Source organism: Arthrobacter sp. 05L421 (genome assembly GCF_056397785.1).
In genome coordinates, this window is the sequence record NZ_JBFTOC010000012.1 from 61,294 (window position 1) to 78,540 (window position 17,247).

Annotated in this window: 16 protein-coding genes; 11 read left to right on the plus strand and 5 right to left on the minus strand. The window is 65.8% G+C overall.

Going from position 1 to position 17,247, the window contains the following annotated elements:
• Window positions 1-612: a 2'-5' RNA ligase family protein gene (locus AC1DKQ_RS14615; protein ID WP_476919389.1), complete on the plus strand. Its 612-nt coding sequence runs from the start codon at window positions 1-3 to the stop codon at window positions 610-612.
• On the plus strand, window positions 557-1,723 hold the full coding sequence (locus AC1DKQ_RS14620) for a YihY/virulence factor BrkB family protein (protein ID WP_476919442.1): 1,167 nt from the start codon (window positions 557-559) through the stop codon (window positions 1,721-1,723). The genes AC1DKQ_RS14615 and AC1DKQ_RS14620 overlap by 56 nt, the downstream gene beginning before the upstream one ends.
• On the opposite strand, the gene AC1DKQ_RS14625 is transcribed toward AC1DKQ_RS14620, so the two are convergent.
• The 5 genes from AC1DKQ_RS14625 to sdhC form a co-directional block, all read right to left on the minus strand.
• On the minus strand, window positions 1,686-2,450 hold the full coding sequence (locus AC1DKQ_RS14625) for an alpha/beta hydrolase family protein (RefSeq protein WP_476919390.1): 765 nt from the start codon (window positions 2,448-2,450) through the stop codon (window positions 1,686-1,688). The two genes, AC1DKQ_RS14620 and AC1DKQ_RS14625, sit on opposite strands and share 38 nt — an antisense overlap.
• A 123-nt stretch (window positions 2,451-2,573) precedes the next feature.
• Window positions 2,574-3,356, minus strand: a complete 783-nt coding sequence (locus AC1DKQ_RS14630) for a succinate dehydrogenase iron-sulfur subunit (RefSeq protein ID WP_476883782.1) — start codon at window positions 3,354-3,356, stop codon at window positions 2,574-2,576.
• 1 nt (window position 3,357) lies between these two features.
• The gene (gene sdhA, locus AC1DKQ_RS14635) at window positions 3,358-5,157 is read right to left on the minus strand and encodes a succinate dehydrogenase flavoprotein subunit (protein WP_476883781.1); all 1,800 of its coding nucleotides are present in this window, start codon (window positions 5,155-5,157) and stop codon (window positions 3,358-3,360) included.
• A 194-nt stretch (window positions 5,158-5,351) separates the two neighbouring features.
• Entirely contained in the window at window positions 5,352-5,846 is a 495-nt protein-coding gene (locus tag AC1DKQ_RS14640; RefSeq protein ID WP_476919391.1) for a succinate dehydrogenase hydrophobic membrane anchor subunit, read from the minus strand.
• A gap of 3 nt (window positions 5,847-5,849) precedes the next feature.
• Window positions 5,850-6,230, minus strand: coding sequence for a succinate dehydrogenase, cytochrome b556 subunit (gene sdhC, locus AC1DKQ_RS14645; protein ID WP_476883779.1), 381 nt, complete (start codon window positions 6,228-6,230; stop codon window positions 5,850-5,852).
• Window positions 6,231-6,497: 267 nt separating this feature from the next.
• Here sdhC and AC1DKQ_RS14650 point away from each other — a divergent pair, with 267 nt between their 5' ends.
• The 9 genes from AC1DKQ_RS14650 to AC1DKQ_RS14690 all read left to right on the plus strand — a co-directional run bounded on the left by AC1DKQ_RS14650 (window position 6,498) and on the right by AC1DKQ_RS14690 (window position 17,245).
• Window positions 6,498-7,631: a mannose-1-phosphate guanylyltransferase gene (locus AC1DKQ_RS14650; RefSeq protein ID WP_476919392.1), complete on the plus strand. Its 1,134-nt coding sequence runs from the start codon at window positions 6,498-6,500 to the stop codon at window positions 7,629-7,631.
• A gap of 96 nt (window positions 7,632-7,727) precedes the next feature.
• A complete protein-coding gene (locus AC1DKQ_RS14655; protein WP_476919393.1) occupies window positions 7,728-8,927 on the plus strand; it encodes an amidohydrolase in 1,200 nt (399 codons plus the stop codon).
• A gap of 283 nt (window positions 8,928-9,210) precedes the next feature.
• A complete protein-coding gene (locus AC1DKQ_RS14660) occupies window positions 9,211-9,675 on the plus strand; it encodes a MarR family winged helix-turn-helix transcriptional regulator (protein ID WP_476883776.1) in 465 nt (154 codons plus the stop codon).
• A gap of 75 nt (window positions 9,676-9,750) precedes the next feature.
• A complete protein-coding gene (locus AC1DKQ_RS14665) occupies window positions 9,751-10,182 on the plus strand; it encodes an organic hydroperoxide resistance protein (protein ID WP_476883775.1) in 432 nt (143 codons plus the stop codon).
• On the plus strand, window positions 10,179-11,210 hold the full coding sequence (locus AC1DKQ_RS14670; RefSeq protein WP_476919394.1) for an NADP-dependent oxidoreductase: 1,032 nt from the start codon (window positions 10,179-10,181) through the stop codon (window positions 11,208-11,210). The genes AC1DKQ_RS14665 and AC1DKQ_RS14670 overlap by 4 nt, the downstream gene beginning before the upstream one ends.
• 367 nt (window positions 11,211-11,577) lie before the next feature.
• Window positions 11,578-12,684, plus strand: coding sequence for a BMP family lipoprotein (locus AC1DKQ_RS14675; protein WP_476919395.1), 1,107 nt, complete (start codon window positions 11,578-11,580; stop codon window positions 12,682-12,684).
• A 163-nt stretch (window positions 12,685-12,847) separates the two neighbouring features.
• Complete coding sequence (locus tag AC1DKQ_RS14680) at window positions 12,848-14,539, plus strand: ABC transporter ATP-binding protein (protein WP_476919396.1); 1,692 nt, start codon at window positions 12,848-12,850, stop codon at window positions 14,537-14,539.
• Complete coding sequence (locus AC1DKQ_RS14685) at window positions 14,532-15,932, plus strand: ABC transporter permease (protein ID WP_476919397.1); 1,401 nt, start codon at window positions 14,532-14,534, stop codon at window positions 15,930-15,932. The genes AC1DKQ_RS14680 and AC1DKQ_RS14685 overlap by 8 nt, the downstream gene beginning before the upstream one ends.
• Entirely contained in the window at window positions 15,929-17,245 is a 1,317-nt protein-coding gene (locus tag AC1DKQ_RS14690; RefSeq protein WP_476919398.1) for an ABC transporter permease, read from the plus strand. Before AC1DKQ_RS14685 ends, AC1DKQ_RS14690 begins: the two co-directional genes overlap by 4 nt.
• Window positions 17,246-17,247: the final 2 nt, after the last annotated feature.

The following is a 17,247-nucleotide window of genomic DNA, read 5'->3' on the forward strand; positions in this document are numbered from 1 at the left end:
ATGTCCTCCGTCAGCAAAGTCACCGCGAAAGCCGCCCCGTCGAACGGACAGCGCAGCGAAGGCATGAGCATCGGCGTGATCCTGCGGTTCCCGGCAGACATCGCTGAGGAGCTCCAGCGCTGGCGGGCCTCGTTCGGGGATCCGATGGCCGCCGTCGTCCCGGCCCACATCACGCTGGTCACCACCACCATGACGCAGGACTGGGCCGCGACCCAGCGCCATGTCCGGGACGTGGCGCGCGGGCAGGAGCCTTTCACGGTGACCATCGCCGGGACCGGGTCTTTCCGGCCGGTGTCCCCGGTGGTCTTCCTGAACGTTGAGGACGGCTTCGGGGACTGCGTGAACCTGCACCGCCAGTTGCAGTCCGGCCCGCTGGAGCGGGAACTGCCGTTCGGCTACCATCCGCACGTTACCGTGGCCCACGACGTTGCCCCGGAAAGCCTCGACGAGGCCGAAGCGGTCCTCAAGGATTACAGGGCCACGTTCCCTGTGGTTAGCATGGGACTTTACGAGCACGACGACAACGGCATCTGGCAGCTACGGGAAGAGCTTGACTTTGGGACCAAACCTGACCACGACAGGGGCCCGGACGGCACCGCAGACGCCCGCTGAGCCGCCGCTTCCCACCGATCTGGCCGGGCTGAAACTGGAAGTGATCCGCAAGAGGGTCGAATGGGGCAGGGTCCGGCGCTCCGGGGGCGGATGGGTCGCGGCGCTGATGGCCATGGTGGCGTGGCTGCTGGCCCGGGTCAACGCCCTGCTGCCGATGCGGGCGTACCTGCACTACCTCCGCCAGCGTGGCCCGCTGTTAAGTGCCGGCATCGGGTTCAGGATGTTCTTCTCCGTCACGGGTCTCCTGGCCACCGGACTCTCCATTGCCGGCCTTGTCCTCAGCGGACATCCGGCCCTGCTGGACACGATTATCAAGAGCGTGGACGCCGCCGCGCCTGGGCTGTTGCAGGTCGACGGCAGCCAGGGACTGGTTGATCCCTACCAGCTCCTGAACCCCGCCAGCCTCGGCTGGGCCGCCGGGATTGCCGCCATAGTCACGGTATTCACCTCCCTGGGCTGGATCAGCGGCATCCGCGACGGAGTGCGGGGCATGATGCGGCTCGGCCCCCTGGTGATGAATCCGATCCTGCAGATACTTAAAGACGTCGGCACGCTGATCCTGATGGGAGCGGCCCTGGTGGTTAGCTCTGCAGCCTCACTGATATTTGGCACGGCCGCGGGTTGGGTGGCCCAGCAGCTGGGCCTCGACCCGGTGGTGGCCGGGCCCTTGACGACGTCCATCACGATCCTCGTGCCGCTGCTGCTCGGCTGGGGGACGGCACTGATCATGTACCGGGTGGCCGCAGGGCTGAAACCGGCCCGCCGCTCCCTGCTGGAAGGGACCACGCTCGCGGCAGTAGGCGCAACAGTGCTGCAGATCTTCAGCACCCAGCTGCTTGCCAGTGCAGGCAAGAACCCCATTCTGGCGCCTTTCGCCATCATCATCGGCCTGCTGATCTGGTTCAACCTGGTCAGCCAGGTCTACGTGATCTGCGCCGCGTGGGTGGCGATCCGGGAGGAAGACCTCAAGACCGAGCCGGCCACCGCGACCACCGGCTGGGGTGCCCGGCGCGTCCAGCCGGGCAAGACGCCGGTGGAGCACCGGGCCCGCCGGAGGTCGCTGTCCGCCGCGTTCAGGCGTCGAGGTACTGGTCGGCCCACGCCGAAATAATCTTCGCCGCACGGGCCGCCTGGCCCTTGCCGGTCAGAAGGTGGTCGCTGCCCTCCAGCGAGACGAAACTGCGCGGGTGGCGGGCCGTCTGGAAGATGGTGCTGGCGTTTTCGATCCCCACCGTGTTGTCAGTGGGGGAGTGCAGCACCATGAGCGGCTTGTGCAGCTGCCGGATGCAGTCCGTCAGGTCCGCGTTTTCGAGGTCCTCGACGAAGTGCCGGCGGATCTCCACCCGCTTGCCGCCAAGGTCCACCTCGGCGCTTCCCTCGCTCAGGATCCGGTCCAGCGCCGCATCAAAGACGTGGGCCACGTGCTTGGGGGAGAAGGGCGCCCCTACCGTGGCCACGGCGTCGAGCTCCGGGATCTCCTTCGCGGCCGCCAAAACAGCGGCTCCGCCAAAGGAATGGCCCACGAGCAGCGAGATCGTCCGGCCGGAGTCGCGCATGAATTCGGCGGCCTTGACGGTGTCTGCCACCTTGTGGCTGAAGGACCCTTCCGACCACATTCCCGCGGACTCGCCCAGCCCCAGGTTGTCGAACCGGAGCATGCCAACGCCGTTGTCCGCCAGGGCCTTGCACATTCGGGAGGCCGAGGGGCTGTCCTTGCCCAGGGTGAAGCCGTGCGAGAACACGCCCCAGCCCTTGACCGGGCCGTCCGGAAGATCCACAACGCCGGAGAGCAGTTCGCCGGTGGAACCTTGGAAAGTGACTTTTTCTGAGCGGGACACGGTGTCCTCTTTCGTGTGAGGGGGAAAACGAACGACGGCGCCCCCACCCGTAAGGTGAGAGGCGCCGTCGTCGGCAGCTCCCGAAAGTTATAGGGGAGCTAGTGCAGCCGGTGGAACCGGTCGTTAGATCTTGCGGGAGAGGATGGCCTGCTTGACCTCGGCGATTGCCTGCGTGACCTGGATGCCGCGGGGGCATGCCTCGGTGCAGTTGAAGGTGGTGCGGCAGCGCCACACGCCTTCCTTGTCGTTGAGGATCTCCAGGCGCATGTCGCCGGCATCATCGCGGGAATCAAAGATGAAGCGGTGCGCGTTGACGATCGCAGCCGGACCGAAGTACTGGCCGTCGGTCCAGAACACCGGGCAGGACGAGGTGCACGCGGCGCAGAGGATGCACTTGGTGGTGTCGTCGAACCGTTCGCGGTCCTCGGCGGACTGCAGGCGTTCCTTGGTGGGCTCGTGGCCGCGGTTGATCAGGAAGGGCATGACTTCGCGGAAGGACTGGAAGAACGGCTCCATGTCCACGATCAGGTCCTTCTCCACCGGAAGGCCCTTGATCGGCTCGACCGTGATGGGCTTGGACGTGTCCAGGTCCTTCAGCAGGGTCTTGCAGGCGAGGCGATTGCGGCCGTTAATGCGCATGGCATCGGAGCCGCAGACGCCGTGGGCGCAGGAGCGGCGGAAGGAGACGCTGCCGTCCATCTCCCACTTGATCTTGTGCAGGGCGTCCAAGACGCGGTCGGTGCCGTACATGGTGACCGTGAAGTCATCCCATGTGGCGTCCTCGGAGACCTCAGGGTTGTAGCGGCGCACGCGCAGCGTGACGTCGAAGGACGGGATTTCCCCGCCGCCGCCGACGCCGGCGGGCAGTTCGATCTTGGATGCTGGCTCAGCGAGTTCAGCGCTCATCTTAGTACTTCCTCACCATCGGCTCGTAGCGCGTAAAGACCACCGGTTTGGTGGCAAGCCGGATGCCGGCAATCGCCTCGGCGGAACCATCCGCCGGGGCGTGCTCATCCTTGTACGCCATGGAGTGCTTCATGAATTTTTCGTCGTCGCGCTCGGGGAAGTCCTCGCGGAAGTGGCCGCCGCGGGATTCCTCGCGGTGCAGGGCCGCCACGGTCATGACCTTGGCGAGCTCCAGCAGGAAGCCCAGTTCCACGGCCTCGAGCAGGTCCAGGTTGAAGCGCTTGCCCTTGTCCTGGACGCTGATGCGCTGGTACCGCTCCTCGAAGGACGCGATGTCCTTCAGGACAGTGTTCAGCGTGTCGGCCGTGCGGAACACCTGCATGTTGGCATCCATGGTGTCCTGCAGTTCCTTGCGGATCGCAGCGACCTTCTCGGTGCCATCGGAGGTGCGGACGTGGTCCAGCAGGTTCAGCGTGTAGGCCTCCGGGTCAGCGGGGAGCTCCACGAAATCTGCGGTCTTGGCGTATTCGGCGGCCGCGATGCCTGCGCGCTTGCCGAACACGTTGATGTCCAGCAGCGAGTTGGTGCCCAGGCGGTTGGAGCCGTGGACGGAGACGCAGGCCACCTCGCCGGCGGCGTACAGGCCCGGAACCACCGTGTCGTTGTCCTGCAGGACCTCGGCGGTGATGTTGGTGGGGATGCCGCCCATGGCGTAGTGCGCCGTCGGGAATACCGGGACCGGCTCCGTGTACGGTTCCACACCCAGGTAGGTGCGGGCGAACTCGGTGATGTCCGGCAGCTTGGCATCGATGTGCGCGGGCTCGAGGTGCGTCAGGTCCAGGAGGACGTAGTCCTTGTTCGGGCCGCAACCGCGTCCTTCTCGGACTTCGTTGGCCATGGAGCGGGCCACGATGTCGCGCGGGGCGAGGTCCTTGATGGTGGGCGCGTAGCGCTCCATGAAGCGTTCGCCCTCGGAGTTGCGCAGGATTGCGCCTTCGCCGCGGGCGGCCTCGGAGAGCAGGATGCCCAGGCCTGCCAGGCCTGTCGGGTGGAACTGGAAGAACTCCATGTCCTCCAGCGGGATGCCCCGGCGGAACGCGATGCCCATGCCGTCACCGGTGAGGGTGTGGGCGTTGGAGGTGGTCTTGAAGACCTTGCCGGCGCCGCCGGACGCGAACACCACGGACTTGGCCTGGAAGACGTGCAGTTCGCCGGAGGCGAGGTCGTAGGACACGACGCCGGCAACGCGCTTCTGCTTGTACGGCGTGCCGTCCTCGCGGACAGCGTCCTCTTCGACGGTCAGCAGGTCCAGAACGTAGTACTCGTTGTAGAACTCGACGTTGTGCTTGACGCAGTTCTGGTACAGGGTCTGCAGGATCATGTGGCCGGTGCGGTCGGCGGCGTAGCAGGCGCGGCGGACCGGTGCCTTGCCGTGGTCGCGGGTGTGGCCACCGAAACGGCGCTGGTCAATGCGGCCCTCGGGCGTGCGGTTGAACGGCAGGCCCATCTTCTCCAGGTCCAGGACGGCGTCGATTGCTTCCTTCGCCATGACCTCGGCGGCGTCCTGGTCCACCAGGTAGTCGCCACCCTTGATGGTGTCGAAGGTGTGCCACTCCCAGTTGTCTTCCTCGACGTTGGCCAGGGCCGCACACATGCCGCCCTGCGCCGCGCCGGTGTGGGACCGGGTGGGGTAGAGCTTGGTCAGTACTGCTGTTCGGGCGCGCTGACCTGATTCGATCGCCGCGCGCATCCCGGCGCCACCGGCACCGACGATCACGACGTCGTACTTATGGACCTGCATACCAGACGCTCTTTCTCTCAAAATTCGCTATAACCCACCGGGCAGGCCACGCCTGCCCGGTGAATTCTCATGCAATCTGCGCCTGCACTCGGCAGGCAAGATCAGTTGCCGTGGGGACCGCACCTACTAGCCCGAAGGGGCCGCGGTCCGCGGCGGTTCGGCCGTTACGGCCTTTGCCCTTACGGACTTTGCCCCTATGGCGCGGGGCAGAAGCCGCCGGGAAGCTGGACGCCGTTGGCCACGGGGCACGGATTGAACGTGAAGATGACCAGGGTGCCCAGGACGATGATGACCGTGGTGGCCGCGTAGAGCACAATCTTCAGCCACAGGCGCGTGGCGTCCTTTTCGGCGTAGTCATTGATGATCGTGCGGACGCCGTTGGTGCCGTGCAGCATGGCGAGCCACAGCATGGCCAGGTCCCAGAACTGCCAGAACGGGTCGGCCCACTTGCCGGCCACAAAGCCGAAGTCGATCGCGTGGATGCCCTCGCCGACCAGCAGGTTAACGGTCAGGTGGCCGAAGATCAGCACCACCAGCACAACGCCGGAGAGGCGCATGAAGAGCCAGGCGAGCATCTCAAAGTTGCCCTTGGAAGCGCCGTTGCGGCGGTACTTGGGCGCGATCTTGCCGCTGCTGGGTTTTCCGTTACCGGGTTTTCCACTACGTGGGCTCTGAATCGTTGCAGTCATGGCTTAGTGACCTCCAAGGGCGAGGGACAGGTGGCGGATGGAGAAGCCGACCATGACGACGACCCAGAGGGCCAGGACCGTCCAGAGCATCTGACGCTGGTACTTGGCACCCTTCTTCCAGAAGTCGACGGCGATGATCCGCAGGCCGTTGAAGGCGTGGAACACAATCGCCGCGACAAGGCCCGTTTCACCCAGGGCCATCAGGGGGTTCTTGTAGGTACCAATCACTGCGGTGTAGGCCTCGGGGGACACACGCACCAATGAGGTGTCCAGCACGTGGACCAACAAGAAGAAGAAAATCACTACACCGGTAATGCGGTGTCCAACCCAGGACCACATGCCTTCACGGCCGCGGTACAAGGTGCCAGCTGGTTTTGTCGGCACTGAATAAACCTCCCTGCAACACAGCGGCGCTGGCATGGGATCCACGCGGGGGGAACGCCTGCTGCGAGAGCACTCGTAAGCTCAAGCCTAAATCTAGGCTTCGCTCACAGCTTATTCAATTTAGGAACTCCTTGTTGACAAGCCCCGGCGCGGTTTTTGATCGGTTTTGAGACGAACGCCACATTTCGCCGCCTTGACGGGGCCCGGAAGGCCCCGAACCCGGCCCAATCGGGGCCGATTCGGCCGCCGTCGGCTAAAGTAGCCGTGATGACTACAGACAAAGTGACAAGCCAGGATTCACCGTTGGACCGTTTTATTGCGGTTATTCCGGCGGGCGGGGTGGGGACCCGTCTCTGGCCCCTGTCACGGGCAGCAGCCCCGAAATTCCTTCACGACCTCACCGGGTCGGGCAGCACTCTGCTGCGCGCAACCTATGACCGCCTCCAGCCCGTCGCCGGCAAGCACGTGCTGGTGGTGACCGGCTCCGCGCACAAGGCAGCCGTCTGCCGCCAACTGCCTGAGGTCCTGGACTCCAACCTTGTGTTGGAAAGTGAACCCAAGGACTCCGGTGCGGCGATCGGCCTCGCCGCGGCCATCCTCCATGAGCGGGACCCGGATACCATCATGGGCTCGTTCGCCGCGGACCAGGTCATCAGCCCGGATGACCTCTTCCAGGACGCAGTCCGTGAGGCCGTCTACACCGCCGCCGCCGGGAAGATCGTCACCATCGGCATCAAGCCGACCCATCCCTCCACCGGATTCGGCTACATCCGCTCCGGCGCGAACCTCAACATCCCCGACGCGCCCAGCTCCCAGGCCGTGGTGGAGTTCGTGGAGAAGCCCAGCGAGGAAGTGGCCCAGCAGTACGTCGACAGCGGGGAATATGTCTGGAACGCGGGCATGTTCGTGGCGCCGGTCTCGCTGATGCTCAAGCACCTCGAGGCCAACCAGCCCGAGCTCTTCGCCGGACTCCAGGAAATCGCCAGGGCCTGGGACACGCCGGAGCGCGACGCCGTCACCGCCCGGGTGTGGCCCACGCTGCCCAAGATCGCCATTGACTACGCCGTCGCCGAGCCCGCCGCCGCTGCAGGCGACGTCGCAGTGGTGCCTGGAACGTTCCTCTGGGACGACGTCGGGGACTTCGCCTCCGTGGGCCGGCTCAACAGCGCCAAGGAAGTCGACGAGGTCACAGTCTTGGGCGAGGGCGCCCGTGTTTTCACCGAGAACGCCAGCGGCGTGGTGGTGTCCGATACCAAGCGGGTGATCGCGTTGATCGGCATCAAGGATGTCGTGATCGTGGACACCCCGGACGCCCTGCTGGTCACCACCAAGGAACACTCGCAGCGGGTCAAGCAAGCCGTGGACGCCATCAAGGCCAAGGGCGACACGGACGTACTGTAGGCGGAATGGGGCGGATCAGGGGTGTGGAATGTTCAGCAATCCGTAACGCGCCGTACCCGATGCCGCTATTCTTTGTCCGCTGGATAGAGTGATTCTGTGCGCAACTACTCGACTGAAGCTGAGCCCACCACTCTCGTAGGGCCGTGGCTGGAGCCCCTCCTGCCGGAGCTGATCGCGTTCCGCCGCGACCTCCATGCGCACCCGGAACTTTCGTTCAAGGAGTTCCGCACCACCGACAAGCTGGCAAAGCGGCTCGAAGAAGCCGGGCTCAAACCCCGCCGTCTCGAGGGCACGGGCCTGACGGTTGACGTCGGGCAGGGTCCCATCGCCACCGCCCTGCGCGGCGACATCGACGCCCTGCCGATCATCGAGGAAACAGGCCTCGAGTTCGCCTCGAAGAATCACGGCGTGACCCACGCCTGCGGCCACGATATCCACGCCACCACCATGCTCGGCATCGCCCTGGTCCTGCAGCGGATGCATGAGCAGTCCCCGCTGCGGGGAACGGTCCGAATTATCTTCCAGCCGGCTGAGGAAACGATGCCCGGCGGCGCCACGTCGTGCATCGAGCAGGGCGTCCTGGAAGGCGTGCCGCGCATCCTGGCGCTTCACTGCGATCCCCGGATCGAGATCGGAAAGATCGGCACCCGGATCGGGGCCATCACCTCCGCCTCGGACACCATCAAGATTGAACTCTCCGGCCGCGGCGGCCACACCTCCCGCCCCCACCTGACCGAGGAACTGGTCTTCGCCCTGGCGCAGATCGCGGTCAATGTTCCCGCCGTGCTCTCTCGCCGCGTCGATGTCCGCAGCGGCGTGTCCGTGGTCTGGGGCCAGATCTCCGCAGGCTCGGCCCCGAACGCCATCCCCGGCAGCGGCTACATGGCCGGCACCATGCGGTGCCTGGACCGCGGCGCCTGGCACGACGCCGGCGAACTGCTCGACGACATCATCCGGCAGGTCGCCGAGCCCTACGGCGTCGACGTCCACATCGAACACACCCGCGGCGTGCCGCCGGTGGTCAACTCCGAGCACGAAACCGCGCTGATAGAGGCCGCGGCCCGCGCCGAAATCGGCGAGAGCGCCGTGGTCCTGACCCCGCAGTCCATGGGCGGGGAAGACTTCGCCTGGTTCCTGGCCGACACCCCCGGTGCCATGATGCGCCTCGGCACCAAGACCCCCGGCGGGGAAGAGTACGACCTCCACCGCGGCGACTACATCGTTGACGAGCGTGCGCTTGGCCTCGGCATCCAGGTGCTCACGGCGGCGGCCCTGCGCACCATCCGCGACCTCTAGATCCCTCCCGGTTCGCAGTCACCCGCGACTCTGACCTTCGCGGCCCGCCGTTCCGTCTGGGCCGTGTGTTCCCTTTGCTGGGGCAGGGCCGTGTTGCAGAGTTTCCCCACCTTTGCCGGCACGACGCCGGGACGCACCGGCGGTGCGGGCCGACACGCCGTCGGGCCCCAGCGAACATGGGGAAATTCGGCAGACGCCTCATAGCACCGCTTATTTGGTTGTGCACAACTAGATTGCGCACAACCAAGTTGTGTGAGATCTAGTTGTCCCGTACGGTGGAACCATGACCACGCCAGAACAGGCCCGCCCTGCCAGCCCGGAAGCGCTCCGCCTGAACCGGCAGGTGTGTTTCGCGATGTATTCGGCCTCGCGCGCCGCCACGGCCGCCTACCGCCCCATGCTGGAGGAGCTCGGACTGACCTACCCGCAGTACCTCGCCATGCTGGTGCTTTGGGAAGCGGAGCCGCGCAGCGTTCGGGAACTGGGGGAGGAGCTCGGGCTCGACTCCGGCACGCTGTCGCCGCTGCTCAAGCGGCTCGAAGCGCTGGGCCTCGTTCAGCGCCGCCGGTCCGCCGAGGATGAGCGCCGCGTGGAGATCTTCCTCACCGACGCCGGCGCCGCCCTGAGCGCCAGGGCCAGCGGCATCCCGCAGCGCCTGGCGGACGCCGCCGGGCTCGCTGCCGTGGAACTGGACCAGCTCCGCGACACCCTGGGCCGGCTGGCTAACGCGCTCCACGCCTCCCACTAAGCCTTTCCCCTTACACTCCTCCGACTTCCCGGGCCAATGCCCGCCAAGATTTCCCGCCAACAGAACGGAAACCCCATGAAGACTCTCTACACAGCCGAGGCCCTGGCCTCCGGCGAAGGCCGCGACGGCACCGCCATCAGCAAGGACGGCAAGCTCAGCGTCACCCTCGCCAGCCCGGTGGAACTCGGCGGCGACGGCGCCGGAACCAACCCGGAGCAACTCTTTGCCGCCGGCTACGCCGCATGCTTCCACTCGGCCCTGCGCCTGGTGGGCCGCCAGCAAAAAGCCGACCTGACGGACTCCGCTGTCGCCGCCAAGATCCACTTCGGCGCCCTCGAGGACAGTGCCGGATACGGCCTGGCGGCAGAACTGGAGATCGCCTTGCCGGCCGTGGACCGGGAAACCGCCGAGTCCCTCGTGGCCAAAGCCCACCAGATCTGCCCGTACTCCAACGCCACCCGCGGCAACATCACTGTCGACATCACCATCCTGGAGGTAGCCGCATGAGCGCCAACATCGAAACCCACACCCTTCCCGCCGCCACCCGCGAGATCCAGCTGGCGTCCCGTCCCCACGGCCGGCCGGTTCCGGAAAACTTCCGCCTCGCCGAGTCGCCGCTGCCCGAACTGCGGGACGGGCAAGTCCTGGTCCGCAACCTCTATATGTCGGTGGACCCGTACATGCGCGGGCGCATGAATGACGTCAAGTCCTACTCCGCGCCGTTTGCGCTGGATGTGGCGATGGAGGGCGGCGCCGTCGGCGAAGTCATCGCGTCCCGGGCCGAAGGGCGCGCCGTCGGCGATACGGTCGTGCACAGCCTCGGCTGGCGCGAATACGCCGTGGTCGATGCCGCGGCCACCAGCCCGGCACGCACCGATCTGGCTCCCGCCTCGGCGTTCCTCGGTGCCCTCGGCATGACCGGCCTGACCGCCTATGCGGGACTGCTGAAGGTGGCAAACTTCAAGCCGGGCGACGCCGTATTCGTCTCGGGTGCCGCCGGTGCGGTCGGCTCGCTCGTGGGGCAGATCGCCAAGGCCATGGGCGCGTCCCGGGTGATCGGCAGCGCCGGTTCGCCGGAGAAGGTGGCCCGGCTGCTCGAACTCGGCTTCGATGCCGCGTTCAACTACCACGACGGCCCGGTTGCGGAGCAGCTTGCTGCGGCCGCAGGAGAGCGCGGGATTGACGTCTACTTCGACAACGTCGGCGGCGAGCACCTGGAAGCGGCGTTGTCCGTGCTCAACGTCGGTGGCCGGGTGGCCATGTGCGGGGCCATTTCGCAGTACAACTCGACCGAGCCCACGCCGGCGCCGCGGAACCTCATGCTGGTAATCGGCAAACAGCTGACCCTCAAGGGCTTCCTGGTGGGCGGCTACTGGCAGCACATGGCCGAATTTGTCGAGACCATGTCCGGCTGGCTCGCCGACGGAACCGTCCGTTACGACGAGACCGTGGTGGACGGCCTGGACAACGCCCCGCAGGCCTTCATGGATCTGCTCGACGGCGCCAACACCGGCAAGATGCTGGTCCGGCTCTAGCCCGGCGGCAGAGCACACCAGACACGCAGACGCCTCCGGTGCTGTTTTCCCGCCACGACGCCTCCGGCGCTGTTTTCCCGCCACGACGCCTCCGGCGCCAGTTCCCGTGGGGACCGGCGCCGGAGGCGTCAGTGCGCCCTCGTGTAGGAGGGCCCGGCTACCACTAGGTAACAAGTTCTCAACAATCTGGGGATTCGCCGGGAAGTGTGTTATTCCGACGTGGCGCAGGCCACTAAAGTAGCTTGCATCAGTGCGCCTCGGCGCAGTGCTGCGAATCCATCAGTGAAAACAGAGTTCAGCGGAACACCGCAGACAGACACTCATTGAACTTCCGTCGTAGCGCCTACTCTTTCTTCCTGGAGGAAAATTGAAGAACTCTCTGCGTGCCACCGTTAAGCGCGGATCAATGGCCGGCGTCGCCACCGCGGGCGCGGCTGCACTCCTGTTGACCGGCTGCGGGGCTGCCCCGGAGGCCAGCACCGCCACCAACACCGCCAGCAATTACAAGGGCTGCATCGTGTCCGACTCGGGTGGGTTCGATGACCAGTCGTTCAACCAGTCTTCCTACGAGGGACTGAAGAAGGTCACGTCGGAGCAGGGCCTTAAGATGAACCAGGCCGAGTCCAAGACCAACAACGACTTCGAGCCCAACCTCCGCGCCATGGTCGCCGCCGGCTGCAACCTGACCATCACGGTCGGCTTCCTGCTCGGCGACGCCACGAAGGCCCAGGCCACCGCGAACCCGGACAAGCACTTCGCCATCATCGACTTCGGTTACGAAACCCCGGTGGCCAACGTCAAGCCGATCATCTACGACACGGCACAGGCTGCGTTCCTGGCCGGCTACCTCGCAGCAGGCACCACCAAGACCGGAACGGTCGCCACCTTCGGCGGCATCAAGATCCCCACGGTCACCATCTTCATGGACGGCTACGCCGACGGCGTGAAGTACTACAACGAAAAGAAGGGCAAGAACGTCAAGGTTCTTGGCTGGGACAAGGCCAAGCAGGACGGCTCCTTCACCGGCGACTTCGAAAAGCAGGACAAGGGCAAGCAGTTCACCCAGAACTTCCTGGACCAGGGCGCCGACATCGTCATGCCCGTCGCCGGTCCGGTCGGCAAGGGTGCAGGCGCAGCCCTGCAGGAAGCCAAGGCGGCAGGCAAGGACGTCAAACTCATCTGGGTTGACTCCGACGGCTTCCTCACGGCACCGGATTACAAGGACATCATGCTCTCCTCCGTCATGAAGCAGATGGGCGAGGCCGTCGAGACGGTGGTCAAGCAGGACAAGGACGGCCAGTTCACCAACAAGCCGTACGTCGGCACCCTCGCGAACGACGGCGTCCAGCTGGCTCCGTTCCACGACATGGATTCCCAGGTTCCGGCCGAACTGAAGTCCGAGCTGGACCAGATCAAGAAGGACATCGCCGACGGCAAGCTGAAGGTTGAGTCTGCAGCCAGCCCGAAGGCCTAACTTCTTCCGCTAAGCGCCACGGCCCGTCCGGTCACCACCGCACGGGCTGTGGCGCTTTTCGTTGCGGCCCGCCGCGCCTCCGAGCGCAGGCACTAAGCTGGTGCTGCAGCCCCCATACGCGTCCGGACCAAGCCTTCCGGACACCTCGAGATTGGTCAGAGTTTTGAAACTTGAACTCAAGGGCATTACTAAACGCTTCGGCTCCCTGGTAGCCAACGATCACATCGATGTGGTTGTTGAACCCGGGCAGATTCACTGTCTGCTCGGCGAGAACGGCGCTGGCAAGTCCACGCTGATGAACGTCCTCTACGGACTGTACGAGCCCACAGAGGGCGAAATCCTGATTGACGACAAACCGGTCACCTTCCGCGGCCCCGGCGACGCCATGGCGGCCGGCATCGGCATGGTGCACCAGCACTTCATGCTGGTACCCGTCTTTACGGTCGCGGAGAACGTCGCACTGGGAGCGGAGACCACCAAGACCGGCGGATTCCTGGACCTTGAGGACACCCGCCGGAAGATCCGCGAGATCTCCGACCGGTACGGCTTCGACGTCGACCCCGACGCGCTGATCGAAGACCTCCCCGTGGGCGTGCAGCAGCGCGTCGAGATCATTAAGGCACTGGTCCGCGACGCCAAGGTGCTCATCCTCGATGAGCCCACTGCCGTGCTGACCCCGCAGGACACCGATGAGCTGCTGGACATCATGCGCCAGCTCAAGAGCCACGGCACCTCCATCGTCTTCATTTCCCACAAGCTGCGTGAAGTGAAGGCCGTCTCGGACACCATCACCGTCATCCGGCGCGGCAAGGTGGTGGGCTCGGCTGATCCCGGAGCCTCGACCACCGAACTGGCGTCCATGATGGTGGGCCGGGCCGTGAGCCTGACCCTGGACAAGGCTCCTGCCAATCCGCAGGAGACCACCTTCGAGGTCAAAGACCTCACCGTCATCGCTCCCAGCGGCCAGCATGTGGTGGACGGCATCAGCTTCGGGATTGCCCGCGGCGAGATCCTCGCCGTCGCCGGCGTCCAGGGCAACGGCCAGACCGAACTGACCGAGGCCATCCTCGGCCTGCACGAGAGGGCCCACGGCTCGATCACCCTTGACGGCGAAGAACTCCTGGGCCGCAGTGTCAAGGACGTCCTCAATGCCGGCGTCGGGTTCGTGCCGGAAGACCGCTCACTCGACGGGCTGATTGGCACGTTCTCCATCGCCGAGAACCTGATCCTGGACCGTTATGACCAGCCGCCGTTCGCCAAGGGCATCAGCATGAGCCCGGCCCGCGTCCTGGAGAACGCCAAGACCCGGATCGCAGAGTTTGACGTCCGCACCCCGTCCGGCATGCTCGCAGCCGGCACGCTCTCCGGCGGCAACCAGCAGAAGGTCGTCATGGCCCGGGAGCTCTCCCGGCCGCTGCGGCTCTTCATCGCTTCCCAGCCCACCCGCGGCGTGGACGTGGGCTCCATCGAGTTCCTGCACAAGCGGATCGTCGCGGAGCGGGACCATGGCACGCCGGTCATGATCGTTTCCACCGAACTGGACGAGGTGATTGAACTCGCCGACCGGATTGCCGTGCTGTACAAAGGCAGGCTGGTGGGGATCGTCCCGGCCGGCACCGGGCGCGACGTCCTGGGCCTGATGATGGCCGGCGTTTCCCTGGACGAAGCCCGGGCCGGCGCCGCCGGCAAGCACTCGGCGCAATCTCTCTCTGACAACGCCGCGCCGAACACAGCAGAAAACCCCGCCGGGAACACAGCAGACAACCCCGCAATGACGCCGGCCACGAGCCAGGCGCCCGCCACCCCGTCCGTGCAGGAGCCCGGCTCCGGCGCCGTAGGAGACCCCCATGAGTGAGAACACCGAGCCGCGGCCCGCGGCCGCACCGGACCCGGACCGGCTTCCGGCAGCCCAAGCCACCGCGGTGGCGCCTGAGCCGCTCGAGGACGATGAAGCCTTCGTCACCTCCCTGGACACCGCGGGCGGTGCCCACCAGCCATCGGCCGTTCCCGTCTCCACCCAGAGCGGATCCCTTCCAGGCGCCCCGGAAGAAGAATCGCTGCTGCGCAAGATCTTCACCGGCAATGGCATCGTGACCATCCTGGCGGTGCTGCTCGCACTGATCCTGGGCGGCCTGCTCATCGCCATGACGGACAAGGTGGTCGGCACCACGGCCGGCTATCTCTTTGCCCGGCCCACTGACTTCCTCACCGCCGTCTGGTCCGCCGCAACCGGCTCGTACGTCGCCCTCTTCCAGGGCGCGGTCTTCAATCCCAGTGGGGCCGGCGTGGCTGGACAGTTCGCCCCCCTCATGGAGACGCTGACCATCGCCACCCCGCTGATCACCGCAGGCCTCGGCGTCGCCCTGGCCTTCCGCGCGGGTCTGTTCAACATCGGTGCGCAGGGCCAGATCATCATGGCCGGCATCCTCGCCTCGTGGGTCGGCTTCGCGCTGCACCTGCCGCTTGGGCTGCACCTGCTGCTGGTCCTCGTGGCCGGCGTCGTCGGCGGCGCTGTTTGGGGCGGCATCGTCGGCGTGCTCAAAGCCAGGACGGGCGCCCACGAGGTCATTGTGACCATCATGTTCAACTACATCGCCCTGTATTTCCTGCGCTACCTGCTCGACACGGACTTGTTCCAGCGTCCGGGGGCGGACACACCGATATCGCCGATCCTGGACCCCAGCGCCGCTTACCCGCTTCTCTTCGGTAGCCAGTACCGGCTGCACCTGGGCTTCTTGCTGGCCATTGCGGCCACCTTTTTTGTTTCGTGGCTGCTGAACCGCTCCACGCTCGGTTTCGAGTTCCGCGCCATCGGGGCCAACCCCAAGGCCGCCCTGACTGCCGGCATTAACGTGTCCCGGGCCACCATCCTGGTGATGACCATTGCCGGTGGCCTGGCCGGTTTGGCCGGCGTCGCACAGGTGGCAGGCACCGAGAAGGTCCTGACCGATGGTGTCGCGGCAACCTACGGCTTTGACGCGATCACCGTGGCGCTGCTGGGACGCTCGTCGCCGTGGGGCACCTTTGCCGCCGGAGTGCTCTTCGGAGCCTTCCGCGCAGGCGCCGTCCAGATGCAGATCCAGACGGGAACCCCGATCGACATCGTCCTCGTGGTCCAGTCGCTCATTGTGCTGTTCATCGCCGCGCCGCCGCTGGTCCGGGCGATCTTCGGCCTGAACCCGCGCAAGAAGAAAGCCGCGACCGCCGGCAAAACCAAGCAGGCCGCAACCACCGGAGGTGCCGCATGAGCACAACAGCAACCTCGCCCGTACAGGGAGAATCACAGCCGGACAAGGGGCGCAGGCCGGCGGAGACCGCCAAACCGGTGACCTGGAAGCTGCCGGTCACGCTGGCGGTGCTGGCCACCATCGCCTTCATCTTCTTCGGGCTGCTGGGCCCCCAGACGAACGCCAAGTTCGGCGTTTCCTCCGGCGGAGACTTCTTCCAGCTCCCCGCTATCGACGTCCCCGCATTCCTGTCCGGCATTGTGCTCTCCTTGATCCTGCTGGGCCTCGCGGGCTACGCCTTGGTCCTGAAGGCGAAAAGGAACGTCCGGCCGCCGAATTGGCTTCCGGCCGTGTTCACCGTCGTGTTCGTGGTCGCCTTCCTGATCTGGGTGGTGGGCGGCGCCCGGACCCCCAGCATTTCGTTGGCCGGCCTCATCGCCGGATCCGTGACACTCGCCGTGCCGATTGTCTTCGGCTCCCTCTCGGGTGTGCTGTGCGAACGCGCAGGCGTCGTCAACATCGCTATCGAAGGCCAGCTTCTGGGCGGTGCCTTCACGGCCGCACTCGTCGCCAGCCTGACGCACAACCCGTACCTGGGCCTGCTTGCGGCGGCCGTGGCGGGCGCCCTGGTCTCCATGGTGCTGGCGCTGTTCAGCATCAAGTATGTGGTCAACCAGATCATCGTCGGCGTCGTGCTCAACGTGCTGGTCTCCGGGCTCACCGGCTTCCTGTTCACCACCGTGATGCAGTCGGACCCCGAGAAATACAACTCGCCCGCCGAGCTGCCCATCATCGATATCCCGGTCCTGTCCGGCATCCCGATCATCGGGCCCATCCTGTTCAAGCAGTCCGTGGTGGGCTACTTGATGTATGTGGCCGTGATCGTGATCTGGGTCGCGTTGTTCAAGACGAAGTGGGGGCTGCGCGTCCGTGCCGTGGGCGAGCACCCGCAGGCGGCTGACACCCTGGGCATCAACGTCAACGCGACCCGTTTCTGGAACGTCACGATCGGCGGCGCCGTCGCCGGAATCGGCGGGTCGTTCTTCACCCTCGTGGCGATCGACAGTTTCACCAAGGAAATCTCCGGCGGCCGCGGCTTCATTGCCCTCGCCGCCATGATCCTGGGCCGCTGGAATCCAATCGGGGCGTTCTTTGCCGCGCTGTTGTTCGGCTTCGCCGACAACCTGCAGAGCATCGTGACGATCATCGGCACCCCCGTGCCGAGCCAGTTCATGGCCATGTTGCCGTACGTCGTGACAGTGTTCGCCGTGGCCGGGCTCGTCGGCCGCTCCCGGCCGCCGGCCGCCGACGGCATACCGTACATCAAGGGCTGAGA

What these genes read in the sequence shown, in the direction of transcription:
- AC1DKQ_RS14650 (WP_476919392.1), top strand. Translation starts at nt 6,498, where the DNA reads ATGACTACAGACAAAGTGACAAGCCAGGATTCACCGTTGGACCGTTTT.
- AC1DKQ_RS14660 (WP_476883776.1), top strand. Translation starts at nt 9,211, where the DNA reads ATGACCACGCCAGAACAGGCCCGCCCTGCCAGCCCGGAAGCGCTCCGC.
- AC1DKQ_RS14640 (WP_476919391.1), bottom strand. Translation starts at nt 5,846, where the DNA reads ATGACTGCAACGATTCAGAGCCCACGTAGTGGAAAACCCGGTAACGGA.
- AC1DKQ_RS14690 (WP_476919398.1), top strand. Translation starts at nt 15,929, where the DNA reads ATGAGCACAACAGCAACCTCGCCCGTACAGGGAGAATCACAGCCGGAC.
- AC1DKQ_RS14685 (WP_476919397.1), top strand. Translation starts at nt 14,532, where the DNA reads ATGAGTGAGAACACCGAGCCGCGGCCCGCGGCCGCACCGGACCCGGAC.
- AC1DKQ_RS14670 (WP_476919394.1), top strand. Translation starts at nt 10,179, where the DNA reads ATGAGCGCCAACATCGAAACCCACACCCTTCCCGCCGCCACCCGCGAG.
- AC1DKQ_RS14665 (WP_476883775.1), top strand. Translation starts at nt 9,751, where the DNA reads ATGAAGACTCTCTACACAGCCGAGGCCCTGGCCTCCGGCGAAGGCCGC.
- AC1DKQ_RS14615 (WP_476919389.1), top strand. Translation starts at nt 1, where the DNA reads ATGTCCTCCGTCAGCAAAGTCACCGCGAAAGCCGCCCCGTCGAACGGA.
- AC1DKQ_RS14630 (WP_476883782.1), bottom strand. Translation starts at nt 3,356, where the DNA reads ATGAGCGCTGAACTCGCTGAGCCAGCATCCAAGATCGAACTGCCCGCC.
- sdhA (WP_476883781.1), bottom strand. Translation starts at nt 5,157, where the DNA reads ATGCAGGTCCATAAGTACGACGTCGTGATCGTCGGTGCCGGTGGCGCC.